At 59.3% G+C, this 15,775-nt stretch carries 13 protein-coding genes; 3 read left to right on the forward strand and 10 right to left on the reverse strand.

Going from position 1 to position 15,775, the window contains the following annotated elements:
- Nucleotides 1–564: 564 nt before the first annotated feature.
- Nucleotides 565–1,698, forward strand: coding sequence for a glycosyltransferase family protein (locus tag ACVI1L_RS06245; RefSeq protein ID WP_168855330.1), 1,134 nt, complete (start codon nucleotides 565–567; stop codon nucleotides 1,696–1,698).
- A 139-nt stretch (nucleotides 1,699–1,837) separates the two neighbouring features.
- Entirely contained in the window at nucleotides 1,838–3,352 is a 1,515-nt protein-coding gene (locus tag ACVI1L_RS06250) for a hypothetical protein (protein WP_456782526.1), read from the forward strand.
- Between the two features lie 17 nt (nucleotides 3,353–3,369).
- On the opposite strand, the gene ACVI1L_RS06255 is transcribed toward ACVI1L_RS06250, so the two are convergent.
- From ACVI1L_RS06255 to ACVI1L_RS06280, 6 genes are all read right to left on the reverse strand, one after another.
- Nucleotides 3,370–3,858 carry a hypothetical protein gene (locus ACVI1L_RS06255; protein WP_456782527.1) on the reverse strand — a complete coding sequence of 163 codons (489 nt, stop codon included), beginning with the start codon at nucleotides 3,856–3,858 and terminating at the stop codon, nucleotides 3,370–3,372.
- Nucleotides 3,859–3,873: 15 nt separating this feature from the next.
- Nucleotides 3,874–5,394, reverse strand: a complete 1,521-nt coding sequence (locus ACVI1L_RS06260; protein WP_456782528.1) for a lipopolysaccharide biosynthesis protein — start codon at nucleotides 5,392–5,394, stop codon at nucleotides 3,874–3,876.
- 13 nt (nucleotides 5,395–5,407) lie between these two features.
- The gene (locus ACVI1L_RS06265) at nucleotides 5,408–6,460 is read right to left on the reverse strand and encodes a hypothetical protein (protein ID WP_456782529.1); all 1,053 of its coding nucleotides are present in this window, start codon (nucleotides 6,458–6,460) and stop codon (nucleotides 5,408–5,410) included.
- A gap of 68 nt (nucleotides 6,461–6,528) precedes the next feature.
- The gene (locus tag ACVI1L_RS06270; protein ID WP_168855327.1) at nucleotides 6,529–7,182 is read right to left on the reverse strand and encodes a PIG-L deacetylase family protein; all 654 of its coding nucleotides are present in this window, start codon (nucleotides 7,180–7,182) and stop codon (nucleotides 6,529–6,531) included.
- A gap of 5 nt (nucleotides 7,183–7,187) precedes the next feature.
- Nucleotides 7,188–7,982, reverse strand: a complete 795-nt coding sequence (locus ACVI1L_RS06275; protein ID WP_057017398.1) for a glucose-1-phosphate cytidylyltransferase — start codon at nucleotides 7,980–7,982, stop codon at nucleotides 7,188–7,190.
- On the reverse strand, nucleotides 7,979–9,268 hold the full coding sequence (locus ACVI1L_RS06280) for a class I SAM-dependent methyltransferase (protein WP_076826909.1): 1,290 nt from the start codon (nucleotides 9,266–9,268) through the stop codon (nucleotides 7,979–7,981). The genes ACVI1L_RS06275 and ACVI1L_RS06280 overlap by 4 nt, the downstream gene beginning before the upstream one ends.
- Nucleotides 9,269–9,476: 208 nt before the next feature.
- On the opposite strand from ACVI1L_RS06280, the gene rfbC reads away from it, so the two are divergent.
- Nucleotides 9,477–10,007, forward strand: a complete 531-nt coding sequence (gene rfbC / locus ACVI1L_RS06285) for a dTDP-4-dehydrorhamnose 3,5-epimerase (RefSeq protein WP_456782530.1) — start codon at nucleotides 9,477–9,479, stop codon at nucleotides 10,005–10,007.
- Nucleotides 10,008–10,011: 4 nt separating this feature from the next.
- Here the strand turns inward: rfbC and ACVI1L_RS06290 are convergent, their stop codons facing one another.
- The 4 genes from ACVI1L_RS06290 to ACVI1L_RS06305 all read right to left on the reverse strand — a co-directional run bounded on the left by ACVI1L_RS06290 (nucleotide 10,012) and on the right by ACVI1L_RS06305 (nucleotide 15,735).
- Nucleotides 10,012–11,331, reverse strand: coding sequence for a DUF4910 domain-containing protein (locus ACVI1L_RS06290; RefSeq protein ID WP_076826905.1), 1,320 nt, complete (start codon nucleotides 11,329–11,331; stop codon nucleotides 10,012–10,014).
- A 17-nt stretch (nucleotides 11,332–11,348) separates the two neighbouring features.
- Complete coding sequence (locus ACVI1L_RS06295; RefSeq protein WP_456782531.1) at nucleotides 11,349–12,419, reverse strand: NAD-dependent epimerase/dehydratase family protein; 1,071 nt, start codon at nucleotides 12,417–12,419, stop codon at nucleotides 11,349–11,351.
- A 120-nt stretch (nucleotides 12,420–12,539) separates the two neighbouring features.
- Nucleotides 12,540–13,523, reverse strand: a complete 984-nt coding sequence (locus ACVI1L_RS06300) for a GNAT family N-acetyltransferase (RefSeq protein WP_244558774.1) — start codon at nucleotides 13,521–13,523, stop codon at nucleotides 12,540–12,542.
- A gap of 250 nt (nucleotides 13,524–13,773) precedes the next feature.
- The gene (locus ACVI1L_RS06305) at nucleotides 13,774–15,735 is read right to left on the reverse strand and encodes a hypothetical protein (RefSeq protein ID WP_244558773.1); all 1,962 of its coding nucleotides are present in this window, start codon (nucleotides 15,733–15,735) and stop codon (nucleotides 13,774–13,776) included.
- Between the last annotated feature and the right edge of the window lie 40 nt (nucleotides 15,736–15,775).

Consider the following 15,775-nt stretch of genomic DNA (forward strand, 5'->3'; position numbering starts at 1 on the left):
TTGCCGTGTTGAATATTTTTGTCGTTTCGAAATGATGCGGCACGCTACCGGATTTTCCCGACGCGTTCATCGCCAACGTTGGCTCGGCACATGTTAAATGAAATTTATAGCTAATTCTCGGAGTTGCCGCAGAGCGCGTTGCGCATCATCGAAGCCGGCTGTTGTCAGGCGGTTCCAGATTTAACCTTTTCGGGTTAACGCGCACTCAGTCATTGTCCGCTGACGTTCTTCGCTACTGCCAGCGAGTTCCAGATTTAACTTCTCCAGGTTAACGCGGATTCGCTGTACCGTTCGCAAATCTTCGCCGATGCATCCTCGTGCTTGCATTCGCAACGGCACGGCGGGAATGCCAATGCGCGTGCAATGAACCCCACAGGCTCGCATTATCCAATTTCGGTAAAACTTGTACAAAACAAGATTAAATAGCGTATCGGGACTAGCGTTGATTGGCGCCATTGCGCGCATCGTGACGACGATCAACGCGCAACTCGCTCCTGGTCGAGAGATTCCGGAAGTCGTGTGGCCGGCACTTTCCGGCATTTGATAGGTCGGAGGCAGCGCCTCGTGGAAGGCAAGGTTTTACTCCTCTCGCAGCGTCGGATTTCCGATCTTGTTGCATTTTGCCTCAGCTATGAGTTCGAGGACAATTTGGCGGCGATGGCGCGCGCCGATCAGTTCGATGTTCAAAATCGCGCTGCGCTGGAGTTCTCGCGCCGGGTCTACAAGTGGACGCGCCTTGCATCAGGATCGACCAAACTGGCAGGTGTGCTGGCACCCTCCCCGCCGCAACTGCGGCTGCAACGTGATTACGAACTGTTCTTCCCGATCTTCAGCAATGCGTATCAACTTCACTCGCTCGCTGCGATTCCCGACTGGCGCAAACGGTGTCGCAAGGCCGCATGCTTCATCACTGAAGTCTGGGCAGACGACATCCCGGAGTATCTGGTCGAGCTCCTGTCCGGATTTGATCATATATTCGTCGGCCTGCATCACTGCGCACCGCAGATTGCGCGAATAGCAGGTCGACCGTGCAGCTATCTGCCGCTGGCGGTCGACGTGGAGCGGTTCGCGCCGAGGCCCGAGCAGCAGCGATCGATCGCCGTGTGCAACATCGGGCGTCGTTCGGCGACGACCCACGCCGCGTTGCTGGCCGGCGCCGAGAGAGAGCGCTTCTTCTACTACTACGACACTGTGGCGGCGAGCGGTTCGAACCGAAAAGAAAGGACGTTCCGGGTCGACAATCCGGAAGAACACCGCATCATGATTGCGAATATCCTGCAGCGCAGCCGCTATTTCATTGCCAATCGCAGTCACGTCAACAACCCGGAATTCACGGCCGGCCGTGATGAGATTTCCGCTCGCTACTATGAAGGCGCTGCAGCCGGGGCGGTGATGGTTGGAGAAGCGCCGCGCACCGAAGAGTTTGCACGGCAGTTCGACTGGCCCGACGCCGTCATTCATGTACCCTTCGATTCGTCCGACATTTGCCAGATCCTCGAAGCGTTGGACGCAGACCCGGCGCGACTGCGAGCGGTTCAGAACGCAAACGTCCGGGAAGCCGCGCTGAGGCACGATTGGCTCTACCGCATACAGACGGTATTCGACATCCTCGGTATTGCTCATACCGATCAGATGCGCGCACGAGCCAACCGTCTGCGCCAGATCGCCGGATCCTTTGAGCTGCCAGCGGCCGCTTGAAATCGTCACCTCGCGCAGTGCGGAGCAATGCGGCGTTTCCGCCGGTTTATGGTTAACGGCCTGTTAAGCGGCGGCTGCTACATCCCGGCAGGTAGGCGATCCTTTTCATATGATCGCCAGGGTGTCGCGAACGTCCGCAATGGCGGACAAACGTCAAGCTGCGTATCCAGGCATGAAACGGTCCAGTCAGCTCCCCTCGGCTCAGGCGGCCATCCTCAATGCGCCGCCCTTGCCACGTCAGGCAGACAGGCTTGCTGCACCTCTGCGACGGCGTGGCGCCTGGACGCAATTCGTCGAAGCCCGCCTGCGCGAGCCCGTAAATCCGGAACGAAATCCCGCCGAGCCGCCGCCAGACAGTCCGACCGACAAGCAACCGACGATCCTCGGCGACAATCCGAGCTTGCCAGGCGGTGGGCCGACGAATGAAGCCCACCCGGTCCCCGACTTGGAACACCTGCAGCCGATCGTGCTCCCGCAGGATGAGGTCAGTCTGCGCCTGAATGAGGCCGCGGAGAACATCGGCCGCTGGACAAATGTGGCTCCGCCTGATGCCGGACCAGACGACGGGTCCGTCTCCTCTACGGCCGATCCAAACGATGCTTCAGCGGAGGAATCCGACAACGACACGCAGCCAGCGCCACCGGACTCGCATGCCGGCTCAGCCGTTGCCTCGTACACGCCTGAAGCAGATGAAGGAGAGGGATTCAGTCCGGCCGCGGACCCAGGTCCGAACTCGGTGCCGCCGGCGTCAATCCGTCCAGCAGTGCAACCGCCCGTGCACACCAGCATTGCCAAGGCGAGCGTCGCGGTGCAGGAACCGCAGATCATACTGATCGACAAGCTGATCGCGGAAGAACTTCAGAGCTCGCCGCGAGACCGACGTTCCATCACCAGCGAATGGAAAGTGCGCAACTTTGTGTGGTTCCTTGCTCCGACAGCGGCTCTGCTGGCGATTGGCACCGGAATGCTCATGCGAGGCAATGTTGCATCCGTGTTCAATACAACACCCCAGGTTGTCAGCCATTCGAACGCGACGCCCGTTCAGTCGCCACCGCAAAGCAGACGCAAGCTGAAACCGGCAATTGCCACGTTCGTACATCGTGCTCCGATCGAAGCAGCCGCGCCCGCACCACCCGCACGTTCACTGCCGACGACATATGGGATTTTTGCGTCAAGCATCGGGCGGATGATCCGGCTCGAGCCGATGAACATCCGCCTTCCCGACAGCCGGATCGCCGTGTCGGTATTGACCACGAAGCCGGGCACGGTTGTGGTGCCGCACGGCCCGCTTTCGTTTGTCGCGTATCAGCGCGAGCTTATGACAAGCGCGCCCGACAACGCACAATTGCGCATTCTCGCCCAGGTCGCACGAACACCGTCGTCACCGGCAATCGCTATGGCGAACGATGCCTGGGCGATCCGGTCCGTTTCCGTCGACCTGACCGTAGCGCCGGTCCCCGAAAGCCGCGAGATGGTCGAGCTGCAGCCAGTGAACCCCGATCTCGTCCTCTCACCCGGCCGTTACGTGCTGGTCTTCAAAAACCAGGCCTACGACTTTGTCGTAGCCGGCAAGGTTACCGATAAGGCTCATTGCCTCGAGAGGGCGGAAACGCCGGACGGCGACAGGTTCACCGAGTGCCGCAAGCTCCCATAATGTAGGGCGGCCCGGTCCTAGGGCGGCGTCGACGCGACCGCGGCCGGCGGCAACTTCGTCGCTTTCGCAGTGGCGGCACCGACGCCGAGCTGGCCGGTCCTACGCCAAAGCAGCAACCCTGCTCCGCCGCCGATCGTACAGATCGCAAGCAGCACGATTTCCCCGCGCCCCAATCCACCAGAGATCAGTGCGTAGGGCGGCATGCCCAGGCCCATCCAGAACAGCTTTTGCCACTGGTAGGAATCGTACCTCTTGCCAAGATTGCGACGCTTGAACCACAGATCTTTCGCTACGCGCGAAAACGGAACAACACGCCGGCACACGGCCGGCACAAGGCGAAGCGCGAGCAGCAGGGCGAGAAACATCGTCAACGCGACGACGATACGATCGTCGCCGCCGGACAGCAGTCGGAACACCGGCAGAATGCAAAGGCCGAGGCCGATCCTCAGGAATGCCCCGGCGGGCCAAGTGTCCAAGTTAATCAGGAAGCGCTCAACGGAGGTCATGGGCGTAATCCAGGATCAGGAGTTGACTTGCAGTCGTACAATGCCGAAGTCGCGTAGCAACGACCACGCGAGTTGCAGTGGCCGCGTGATCCTGAAGACCCCGATCACGACGGTCAGGTAGGCCGTCACACAGATCACGCTCGCGACGGGAATTCGCAGCAACCGCGGCAATTCCTGCAGGAATGCGTCCTGTATCGAGGAGGCGACCGCGACGGCGACCAGCGCAGCAATGGTCTGCGGCGCTGTCGCGCGCAGGACGTCCCCGATTGTGATCCCGACAGGCCTGCCGGCGTAGACCAGCGCTGGAACGAACAGCACGAACATGGTGACCGTGTAGGCGATCGTCACTCCGATCACGCCGAACGGCAGTCCAGCTGCAAGCGCAACCAATTGGCAGATTGCACTGAAGATGCCCCATCGCATCCACCGATCTGGACGCCCGACAGCGACATGGACCCAACCGAGAGTTCGCTCGATGCAGTCTGCAATGCCGCGAATGGCGAGGATACAGAGCAGGGGGCCCGCGGGAGACCATTTTTCTCCGAGAAGCACGATCACGATGTCATGAGCGCTCACGGCCAGGGCCGCGAAGGCAGGTCCCGAAAAGTAGCAAAGCAATGAAAGCGCGCCTTCCCAGGAACGCTTCAATTCGGCCGCACTGTGCTGGAGCTTGCTCAGTCCCGAAACCGCGATGTTATGCAGCGGCTCACTGAGAATCGACAGCAGGTTGTTGTAGATCGTGAAGGCGTTCTGAAAATAGCCAAGCGGCCCTGCCCCGAGGAAATACCCCATCGCGATTCTGTCCGCTGAACGAGCGAAGTAATCCGTCATGGTGAAGCCGGTGACTCCCAGCCCGAACCGCAGCAGTTCCTTGACCATTGGCGTGAGCCTGGGCCTGCCTGGGATCCATCGACAGGCGGTCCAGGCTCCCACGACGGTCAAGGCCGATGTTATGATCGGCTTGGCGATCAGCGCCCAGTAGCTCCAGCCCGAAAGCGCCAATCCAACGCTTGCAGCGCTTCCGATGATGTTCGCCGATATGTCGATCATCGCGATGCGGCGAAACTGCATTGCCCGACGCATCAGCGCATAGTGTTGCGTCGACAAGGCCATCATCAGGAAGGTCACCGATAATGCCAATGCCATGCCCGCGAGCAATGGCTCGCCGAAGGCACGCGCTATCCACCGACCGGACGCAGCCAGCACGACAGCCAGCACGACGCCGATCAGAACATTCAGCCAGAACAACGTGCTGACCTCGGCGCGTGAGATGCTGCTCCGCTGGGCGGAGGCCTCGCTCATCCCGAGATCGACGAAAAGGGGCGCGAAGCCGATCAGGGCCAGCATCATGGCCACCAACCCGAAATCGTGCGGTCCGAGCAGTCGCGCCAGCACGATCGTCGAGGCCAATTGAACGAAGATATTCAGTCCACGCGCAGCAATGAACGCCACCCCGCTGTGCAGCGACCTGCGGCCAAGGCCAGAATATGGCTTGTTGTCCGCAAAATACTGATCGGTGCGTTCGTTCCGATGCACGCGTCGTTCCTGCTCAATTCGCCGGATTCTGGCTTTGAGGTACCCGCTCAAGCCAGATTTCTCGCCAATAGGGATAGATGGCGCGCGGGCAGAAGCGGCGGCAGATCGCATAGCGCGCCTCACACACGACATCCTTCAAGATGATCGCGTCCGTCTTGAAACGGACCATCTTGCACGAACCTTCGTCGATGATCTGCTTTTGACGTCTCTCGACCTCGTACTCGCGTTCCGTGAACGGTACCATCTCCGGATCAAAATACAGGCCGCGGTTGCGGTAATTGCAGTCCAGCGTCTCGAGGATGTCCTTGTACGGCTTGACGCGCACGACGTCGCCCACCTGCAGATCAAGCCGGGACTGCGGGGCCTTGCTACCCTCTGGCACACCGAAGGGCCTGATCGGGTAAGGCACGCCACCTCTCATGCGCTGGAACGTGTCGTAGATCCAGCGCATCGCGGTGCCGATGCCCAGCCCCGCTTCGGTGACCGTACGCCAGACCGAGAACGTCAATCCGACGACGAGATCCTGCAGCCGAACGTTACCCGAAGTGTAGTCCTCGACATACTGACGCGGATCCCACCACTTCAGGGGTTGCGTGGCGAATTTGACCTGTGTGTTCTGGCAAACGTAGGTCGGCTCGGTTTCGCCGACCTTCGGCGGATGCTTGATCGTGCTCCACAGCGTATCCTCGCTGCAGCCGCCTGACCTGAACGGCTTGTCAGCGCCATCTGGCGACGGCGTTTTCTCGCCCGCCGGCTTCAACCAAGCGTCCTTCCAGAATATCAGACAGGCCGCCTCACAGCCGTCATGAGCCGCGCCGTTGCAGCGAATGTTCTCGAGATGGACCGTGTTCAGCATCTTGCGCCCGCCGATACCGAGCGCGGGATCGCAGGTCTTGTGAGCTCGCTTGCCGACGCGAAGCCTCTTGCCGCAATACTTCAGCATCTCGGGCATGAAGGGCATTTCCTCCAGGCGACCGTTGGCATCCAGCGTCGCGAGGATCTCCTCCTTGCTTCTGACCTCCACCAGGTCACCAGCGCGAAAGATGCTTGAAAATAGCGTGCTCATATCGTGCGCCTTGAGATACACCCTGCAATCAGAAATTCACCGGCTGCGTGACATCCGCGCAACCATCGTCAGATCAGTGTCAACTTTCGCCCAAAAAATGCCTCGGCGAAGCGTTCCGTAGCCCTGCACTCCATGCCCCGAATCCGTGCGAGGCCGCGAAAGGTGTCCGCATCGAACCACTGCTTGGATCGCTGCGTCCCGAAATGCTTGAGCAGGAGTTCAATCTTACGATCGAGCGCCGCCGCCGACACCGGCATGTAAACGTTGGGTTGACCGAAGTCCCCATCCCACTTCGGGATCTCATATTCCAGAATCTGATGATCACGAAACGTGTTCCAGGTCAGGCGGCAGACCTGACGATGGTCCTGATGAGCATCATCCCTGCGATGCGTCAGAATGACGTCGGGCTCGACCCGCCGCTTCAGCGATTCAAACCATTCCTTGATGGCTTCTCCCCTTTCCGGGAAAAATCCGTCGGGAAATGACAGCACCTCGACATTCGCGGATGCCGCCTCGCACAAGAAGTCAGCCGCCGACGCTCTCGCCTCAGCCTCCCGTATGGCGCCACCGCTTAGAACGCACCAATGCACGTCCAGCTTGATACCCCGCTCGATCAGATCCAGCAGCGTCGCTCCCGCGCCGATTTCGATATCATCCGAATGGGCGCCAAGGCACAGGATCGACAGACGGTCTCCGGGCTTGGCAAGCTGCAATGCTCTCATTCCGGTTATGCCGCGCTGGCGACCGACGAGTGATTCAGCCGCCACGGCGTGTCGCCGCGCTCCACCATGTCCTCCAACACTTGTCTATCGCGCAGGGTATCCATGGCGCGCCAAAAACCCTCATAGCGATAGGCCATGAGATGACCGCCCTCGATCAAACGGTTGAACGGTTCCTGGACGAGTTCTTCTCCCTCCTTGATGTAGTCGAAGATTTCGTTGCGGAAGATGAAGTAGCCGCCGTTGATCCAGATCTCGGACTCCTGGCTGGAGCGAATCCGCTGCACCGACCCCTCGGCGTCAAACTCGGCAAGGTGGAAGCTGATCGGTGGATGGATCGCCACGAAGCAGCCGATCTTTCCGCTTTCCTTGAACTTCTGGATCATGTCCGGCAGCGGCGCATCGGTCAGCCCGTCGCTGTAGTTCGCAAGGAAAATCTCCTCGTCCTGGACGAGATGGCGGACGGCCAGCAAGCGCTGCCCGATGTTGCGCCATGTCCCCGTATCCACCAGCGAAACCCGCCAGTCCGGCTGATGTTCGCCGATCAACTCGACCTTTTTGCCGTACTCTGAAATCACGCAGTCGCTGTTCGCAGTCGCGCGATAATTCAGGAAGTAATCCTTGATCACGTTCGCCTTGTAGCCAAGGCACAAGATGAAATCATTGTGATTGTACTGGCTGTAGTACTGCATCACATGCCAGAGGATCGGCTGATGGCCGATCGGGACCATCGGCTTTGGTATACTCTCCGAATACTCGCGGATCCGCGTACCGAGACCGCCGCAAAAAAGGACAACCTTCATGGCGCAACCTCACGCGGATCAATGATTTCGACGTTAGGAATCGGAACGATGAACTTGCAGCCCCAGTCCGCGACATGCCGCATTTGCGCGACGATTTCCCTCTTCAAATTCCAGGGAAGGATGAACAGGTAGTCGGGACGAGCCTCGTCAATGGCTTCGACTGGGAGGATCGGAATGTGCATTCCCGGCGTATAGCGGCCGTGCTTGTAGGGGTTGCGGTCCACGGTGAAGTCGAGAAAGTCGGTTCCGATGCCGCAGTAGTTAAGCAGCGTGTTGCCCTTGCCGGGAGCGCCATAGCCGCAGATCCGCGCCCCCTTGTTCTTGCTCTCAATCAAGAACGACAGCAATTCGCGCTTGGTGCGATGAACACGCGATGTAAATTGCTCGTACTGACCTATGTCTTCCAGGCCGATCCGACGCTCATGGGCCAGCAGCGCGGTCACCGCGGCCGAGACGGCGTGGATCGCGTCGGCGCGGCAGAGATAGACGCGAAGCGAGCCGCCATGCGTTGGGATCTGCTCGACATCGAAAACCTTCAGATCATGCCGCCGCGCGAGACGGTCGATCGTTACCAACGAGAAATAGGAGAAATGCTCGTGGTAGATGGTATCGAACTGATTTTCGTCGATGAGCCGCTCAAGATGCGGGAATTCGAGCGTAATCACGCCTTGCGGCGCGAGCAGGCACGCCATTCCGGCGGTGAAATCGTTTAGATCCGGAACCTGTGCCAGCACGTTGTTGCCGATAATCAGATCGGCCCGCTTGCCATCCGACACCAGCTTCCGCGCAAGCTCCAGGCCGAAGAACTCGACCATTGTCGGGACGTTTTTCTGCCTAGCAACTTCGGCCACGTTGGCCGCCGGCTCGATTCCCGTGACCGGCACTCCGAGCGGCAGGAAGTGCTGCAACAGGTAGCCGTCGTTGCTCGCGATCTCGTAGACGCGGCTCTCGGCACCAAGGCTCAGCCTGGCCTTGATCATCTCACAGTAGCGCCGCGCATGTTCCACCCACGACGTCGAGTAAGACGAGAAGTAGGCATACTCGGTGAAGATATGCTCCGGTTTGACGTATTCCTGGAGTTGCACCAGGAAGCAGACCCCGCAAACCACGGTGTGCAGCGGATAGTACGGCTCCATGGCGTCGGTCTGGTCGGCTGTGAGAAAACTTTCGCAGAGGGGCGACATTCCCAGGTCGACAAACGTCGATTTCAACGTCGCACCGCACAGACGGCAGTTACCGTGAGAGGATTTCGACCGAATCGATTTGAATCTCGAGTGAGCGTTCATTGGGCCGTACCATGAATATAGGATTGCCGAATATGAGATTGCCGGCGCTTAAATCGGGCTCGATAGATTGAATTTTATCGTATGAAAGCGAACAATATGAAGCGATATCGAACAACAAGGTAAACCACGCAGTTGCTGAAAATTTTAGTAAAATTGTATAGAACTTGTCGTCGACAATTGGCCTCTCGGTCGGGAGTGGATACGTCCCATGCGCTTTGAAGCAACAGGACTTGACGGAGCGTGGCTCGTCAAAATCGAGCCTGCACACGATGAGCGCGGCTTTTTTGCGCGCACGTTCTGCGAAGACGAGTTTCGCGCATACGGGCTCGTGACCAGATTTCCCCAGCACAGCATCTCGAGCTCCTCGCGCAAGGCGACATTGCGCGGAATGCACTTTCAGAATGAGCCGCACGCCGAGGTTAAGCTCGTGCGCTGCTTGAACGGATCGATTTGGGACGTCATCATCGATCTGCGTGCGAACTCGCCTACCTTTCGTCAATGGCGCGGCTTCGAGCTTTCAGCGGAGAACGGTTCGCAGCTCTACATCCCCAAGGGGTTCGCGCACGGCTTTCAAACCTTGAGCGACAACGTTCAGGTCAATTACCTGATTTCGGAGTTCTACGAGCCTTCGGCTGCTACCGGCCTCCGATACGACGACCCGATGTTCGGCATCAGCTGGCCTCTGGCCGTAAGCACGATCTCCGATAAGGACCTGAACTGGCCGCTTCGAGGTGCGTGAGCGCCTACCGAACAGGCGCGAGGAGCCCGTGGCGCTCGAGCACCTTTGCTGTCTTCAGAATGACCGGGAACGGCAGGTCGGCACGCCTGGCGATATCAAGCAGAGAATGATGTCCGTCGGACAGATTTAGAATCCACAGCATCGCCATGTTGGCTGCAGCGGCGTCCTTGTCGCCGCCGATCGCACCATAGAGTCCGCGTCTGCCCAGCTGCGGTTCGCCTTTCGGCGACGTGTTGTAGTAGCTGCGGTTGCCTTCGAGCAGGTCGATGACTTCGGAAATGATGCGGAAGGATTCCCCGAGGTGCTCCGGCCGAATGAAGCTCAGGTCGTCGGCCGAGGTATGATACTGAGGGATGGCACCGAAACGGCTGCGCTGAAACAATCCCACCGGCAGGTTGAACCCGGGCGAGCAGTATTGCCGCTCATCATAGCCGTAGGGCGAAAACGCCAAAATCGTCGGCGTCAGTTTGGAATGCTGCAGCGTGTGTAACATTGCACGGTCGATTTCGGCATCGCCCTGCCTGCTCTTCTTGTATGTCGGACCGGCGCCGTCTCCGACCATTGATACCACGAGGCCGTGCTTGATATGAGACACACGATGCTCATTGCGGGCGAGCCAGGTGATCGCGCCAATCGTTCCCGGCGCAAAGAGAAACCGATAGCTGTATCGCGTTCGCATCTGGGAGATGCGGCTTGCGAGCTCCGCAAGCAGGGCCAGACCGGAACAATTGTCATTGGCAAGCGAGGGATGGCAAACATGCGCCGACAGAAGCACCTCGTCGTCTGACTCTCCCCGGTGAAAATACTCACCATAGGTCAAATGCCCGTCGGCGAGGGTCGAGTCGATCACGACCTCGTAGCTATCGTCCCGCAGTTGCTCCAGCTGTCGGTGGGCCATGCAGAAAGCCCAGTTTTCCTGGTAGTAAGACGTTCGGTAGGGGACCAGGTCCGGCTGATCGGGCAATGTGAAGATGTGGGACTTAAGCTCGTCCAACAACATGGTGCGGCGCACCGGCACGCTGTAGCTCATGACGTGCAGGTTCGATTCGTTGAAATCTACGACCTTCCGGCCCCGCGGGTCCTTGATGTACGCGTCCCGGATGTTCCACTCACGTGGCACGACCCAGTCGAGAACGGGTGTACCGGTCGGCACCTCGTGGACATCAAGGGAGATGTGCGCACCGATCTCCCGAAGGGTCTGCCGCACACCGTTACCGGTAATGCTGCGGCAGATCGGGTAGATCTTTTGGGCAAGCGCAAAGATCTTTGCGCCTGAACTCGTGCCATCGTCTGCCGCCGACACGCCGTCCTCCTGGTGTGTCAAATCGATCGGCGCGTGTATTAGTTCGCGGCGAGAGCCGATTGCCCGACGCTCTGCCTCGACTTTACATGGCGGAGATCCGCATCGAGCACGCCGTCCGCCAGCAACTTGTTGACGTGGCTGATGCGCTGATACCGGGGACCTTCGAACCCTTCGAGCGTGATGCCCGAGACCCGGTAGGCCTTATAGAGCTGCTCCGCGCCCATCTTCGCATCCCATTGCGGCTTGAACTCCGGCAGCCTGGTTCGAATCTTTTCGAAGCTCACGCGATAGGACCGCGTGTCGGGACCGGCGCCATCGGCAAATTCGATCTGACAACCGGGGACAACATCGGCGACGATCTTCGCGAGATCGCGGATCTGGTAGTTGTGCGCCGTCTGGCCGACGTTGAAAGCTTCATTGAACACCGCCGCCTCGGGAGCCTCCATCGCCGCGATAAAGGCGCGGGCGATGTCCTCGATGTGAACGATGGGCCGCCAGGGCGTGCCGTCCGACTTCAAGAGGATCTTCCGCGTTGTCACCGCCCAGGCAACGAGATTGTTCAGCACGACATCGAATCGGAGCCGGGGAGATACGCCGTAAGCCGTTGCGGGTCGCAGGTAGACCGGGCAAAATCCGTCACCGGCGAGGCTGGCAATATCGCGCTCCGACTGCACCTTGGATTCGCCATAAGCAGTCACCGGGTTGAGGGCTCCGGTTTCGTCGATCATCCCGTCGCCCGCCTTGCCGTAGTTGCTGCAGGAGGACGCAAACACGAACCGTCGCACACCGGCTTGCTTGGCCAGCTGCGCGAGGCGCACGCTGGCTACATGATTGATCTGGTCGGTAAGGCCAGGTCTCAGATTGCCGAGCGGATCGTTAGACAGCGCGGCAAGATGCAGGACCGCATCAAAAGCCTTCAGGTCCGCAAGTTCGATGTCTCGCGTGTCCTTGCAAAGGGCCGGCACATCCACGATCGACCCGCCCTCTGCAAATGTGCAGCGAGAGTACAGATCGCTGTCGAGGCCCACGACTTCGTGCCCGGCACGCCGTAGCATCGGGGTGAGCACTGTTCCGATGTAGCCGAGATGTCCGCTCACGAGAACGCGCATCTAAACGCCTCCAAATTTATTCTGTTTCTATCTCGCCTACTTATTTCAAAATCGCCCGCTGATGCACGTGTTTGTAAAACCTTAGTTAATGGCGCACCTGAAATTGCGGGAACGATCCGCTCAGGACGACGGAAAATGGTTGAGCCGTACCCCATGATCGTTGACGTCGCCGGTAGCGGCGCCAGGCGAGAGACGCCGCAGCAGCGCTTGGGGAACTCTGCGTAGTTGCCGGTGAAGCCGGTAACGTGTGGTGGAGCGGCTGACGTCGAAGCGATTGGCCAGTTCTCCGCCGAACGCCACAACGAATTTGTATCGCGCCTCGTTTTCGATTCCGCCATCGAAATCGAAATGAAGGCCCCGCTCGTGCGCCAGCTCGATGCCACTCCAGAGGAGCAGACTTACTGCGCCTGGATGCGCAATGCTCCTGTCCCGCGATGACAGGAAATAGTGCACGAACTTGTGGTCCCAGACGAAGAAGACCTGGGCGTGGACGTTGTTGTTCGAGTCCACCGCCGCGAGGATCTTGCATTGCTGTCGCTCGTTCGCGGCGGCATAGACAGCTTCCAATCGCGAGAGGTCGAAATACGACTTCGCGCCCTCCAGGTTGGCCTGGTAATACTTCACGAAGTATTTTGGGGACGTGACTTCGCGAATGGCGAGCCGTTCCCGCGCGCGTCGTATCACGTTCTTCGTCTTGTCGCGCAATCCCGACCAGAGCTCGTCTCGGGGGATCGTGCATTTCAGCATGAAAGTCGGATGCGCGCGCACCTCGTAGCCGCACGCGAGGAACGCGGCCACATCGCTGAACCCGGTATCGAGCGTCATCTCGACGTGATCGAAATCCGCGACCTGCTTGAGCAGGTCAGTGATGACCGCATGCGCCAACCGCATGCGCGCTTCCGTCTTGCCGGACTGCAGCGTGACCGTCGGCCCGAGAAAACGCGTGATCTGAGGCATCTCACATATGTTCATCCCGCTTTCAGTGCGCGTGACGAACCGCAGAGAACCCACGACGCGCCCGCCACGCGAACAAGTGACTTCGCGCCAGCCACCGGGAGCCAGCGCATCCAGCCACCAATCCTCGTGAAAGACCGATTTGCGCATCAAATTCCTCTTCCGGAGACTAACCGGATAGCGAATCGGCAATCTGATTAAACCAAAACGTGCAGAAATGCCCAAGGTCCGCGCGGATCAGAAGGCCTTAGCTTCTATTGTAGTTAATTAACGACGTCTGCAGCATTTAAATCGGGCGCTCGCCTAGTTAGCCTCCGAGCTCGGCGTCGGTCAGGTGACGCATTGACGCAATACCGCGCCTGTTCAAAACATATTTAATCATTGCCCGCGAGGCGTATGCTCACTGCGAACTTTTGCGTGCCGATCCATCCAAATTCGGTTGCACGAACGGCGTGCCGGCGTCATAGCGCGCTTTGGCCGGAAGCACATGAAGCTTCGTTATCCCGACCGGGTCCACCCAAGGCCACTCGTATCCGCGCCCGGCATCGAAGAACGGGGGGCGGCTTGTGAGGTACATGGAAGCAGGCAAGGCCTGATCCTCGCTTCCGGAATCCCAGTGCGTTTTGTTGGTGAGGTAATCAAAATTGCCATATCGAATCGTGGACGTCGCAACCTTTGCGTCCGTCGGATATGGCTTCACGGCGTCCCAGCCGAGCATCCAGACGCCGGGCTTTGCGTCGGTAAAACAAGTTTCATACGACCAGCCGTCCATCTGACCGGGAACCCCGAGCACGTTTCCTATGAAAGACATCCAGTAGGAATACGCCATCAGACCGGCGGCGCGACGCGGCCCATTGCGGAGCTGCGACACATCATCGATCGTCCCGCCAGCCTGATTGTCGAACGCTGCCCGGACGCCGCGCAGATAGTTGCGGAAAAACGTGTGATAGATGCTGTTGCCGTGAGTGTCGTCGCTGTCGGCGTTCTGAGCATAGTTGCCCTCGAACAAGACGTGATGGGCGCCCACCATGTGGCTGGCGTTGAGCCCGGTCTCGATCCAGGCTCCATTGGTATTGATGTAGCCCATGTCCATGTAGTTGTAACCGACCACCGAACCAGCCCCGGCGGAACGCGCCACCACCAGCTTGTTGGCCCTCACGGCAATTCCATTCTCGATCAGAGCTTCCGACGATCCGGCGGAAAGGCTAATGGCATATCCGCCTCCGCCGGGTTGAGCCCAGGCCGCGTCGTGCACGTAGAACTCGCGCAGTTCGACCCGGAAGGAGCTGTGAATTGCAAAGCCTTCGCCGTGCCAAACCGAATTGTCGACATTCTTCGCCCACGAAGAAGCAGCCCAATTGAAGCGAAGATTGCCCGCGTCGCCCCCCTTGAGCGCCAGATCTTCGATGCCCGCGTGCTTCACATGCGGCTGCGCGAACCGTGACAGTTGAGCTGCGTTTGCCTTCCGATAGCTGATGTGAATTGGGGTCGTGAAGGTGATCCTGGAACCGGAGACGGTGCTGATCTCCTTGATCTCGGCGACGGGCCGATCAGGTCTTCCGAACCACGATCCGGCGCTTTGCGGCGTCGATGGAAACCCATCGGGTGCAAAGTCGTCGACAAACTGAATTGCAGGTTTGTGCTTTTGCCAGACAACCCTGAAATCTTCCGACGCCCAGATCTGCCCTCGCCCCTGCGGGTCGACACGCCAATCAGCGGCCGACGCCTCGTCGAGCAGTACGATCTGTCCAGGCACAAAGCCCGCAGCGTCGTCGACCTCGACCGTTCTTTCGCCCTTTATTGCATCATTCCGAAGGTTCGCCGACCGCACGGCATTGACCGTATCGCTCGTGCTGGAGAAAAGCGACGGTCCCACCACGACCAGCGGAGACGGCCGGGCACCGACCGCGTCATTGAAAGGTTTCGCGCCATCCTGCTTTTCGAGCATCGTCCGGCCCGGACCGGAGCCGCGCAGGGTAATTGCCTTGTTGAGCAGCAGGAAATTGCCGCCATTGATCAGAAACCGTCCCGCGGACAGTTGCACGACCTGCCCTACCGGACATGCGTTGATTGCGCCCTGGATTACCGCAGCGTCATCGAGTGTGCCGCCACGAGGCGACAGCGTCGCGCAGATGGTTTTTCGAGAGGGTATACCACCCTCGGCCATCAGGCCGGGTTGCCAGGTGGTCGCGCGATCTGAAGGCAGTATTTCCATCGAATCGAGAGCAAATGCGGACGAATGGCTTGAGCATGCAACGAAGATCATCGTTGCAGCCAAGCGCTGCCAAGGCCGTCGCAGGGCCGTTCGCAGCGTCCGGTGACCAGGGTTGCGCCGCGTCGCGATGACCTTCCGGTTGAACATGCATCCTCTGACTTGCAGCGCCGAACCGACCGGCTTCGCG

This window comes from Bradyrhizobium sp. USDA 4516, assembly GCF_054055915.1.

What these genes read in the sequence shown, in the direction of transcription:
- ACVI1L_RS06280 (WP_076826909.1), bottom strand. Translation starts at nt 9,268, where the DNA reads ATGAACGCTCACTCGAGATTCAAATCGATTCGGTCGAAATCCTCTCAC.
- ACVI1L_RS06265 (WP_456782529.1), bottom strand. Translation starts at nt 6,460, where the DNA reads ATGAGCACGCTATTTTCAAGCATCTTTCGCGCTGGTGACCTGGTGGAG.
- ACVI1L_RS06270 (WP_168855327.1), bottom strand. Translation starts at nt 7,182, where the DNA reads ATGAGAGCATTGCAGCTTGCCAAGCCCGGAGACCGTCTGTCGATCCTG.
- ACVI1L_RS06300 (WP_244558774.1), bottom strand. Translation starts at nt 13,523, where the DNA reads ATGCGCAAATCGGTCTTTCACGAGGATTGGTGGCTGGATGCGCTGGCT.
- ACVI1L_RS06250 (WP_456782526.1), top strand. Translation starts at nt 1,838, where the DNA reads ATGGCGGACAAACGTCAAGCTGCGTATCCAGGCATGAAACGGTCCAGT.
- rfbC (WP_456782530.1), top strand. Translation starts at nt 9,477, where the DNA reads ATGCGCTTTGAAGCAACAGGACTTGACGGAGCGTGGCTCGTCAAAATC.
- ACVI1L_RS06275 (WP_057017398.1), bottom strand. Translation starts at nt 7,982, where the DNA reads ATGAAGGTTGTCCTTTTTTGCGGCGGTCTCGGTACGCGGATCCGCGAG.
- ACVI1L_RS06295 (WP_456782531.1), bottom strand. Translation starts at nt 12,419, where the DNA reads ATGCGCGTTCTCGTGAGCGGACATCTCGGCTACATCGGAACAGTGCTC.
- ACVI1L_RS06305 (WP_244558773.1), bottom strand. Translation starts at nt 15,735, where the DNA reads ATGTTCAACCGGAAGGTCATCGCGACGCGGCGCAACCCTGGTCACCGG.
- ACVI1L_RS06255 (WP_456782527.1), bottom strand. Translation starts at nt 3,858, where the DNA reads ATGACCTCCGTTGAGCGCTTCCTGATTAACTTGGACACTTGGCCCGCC.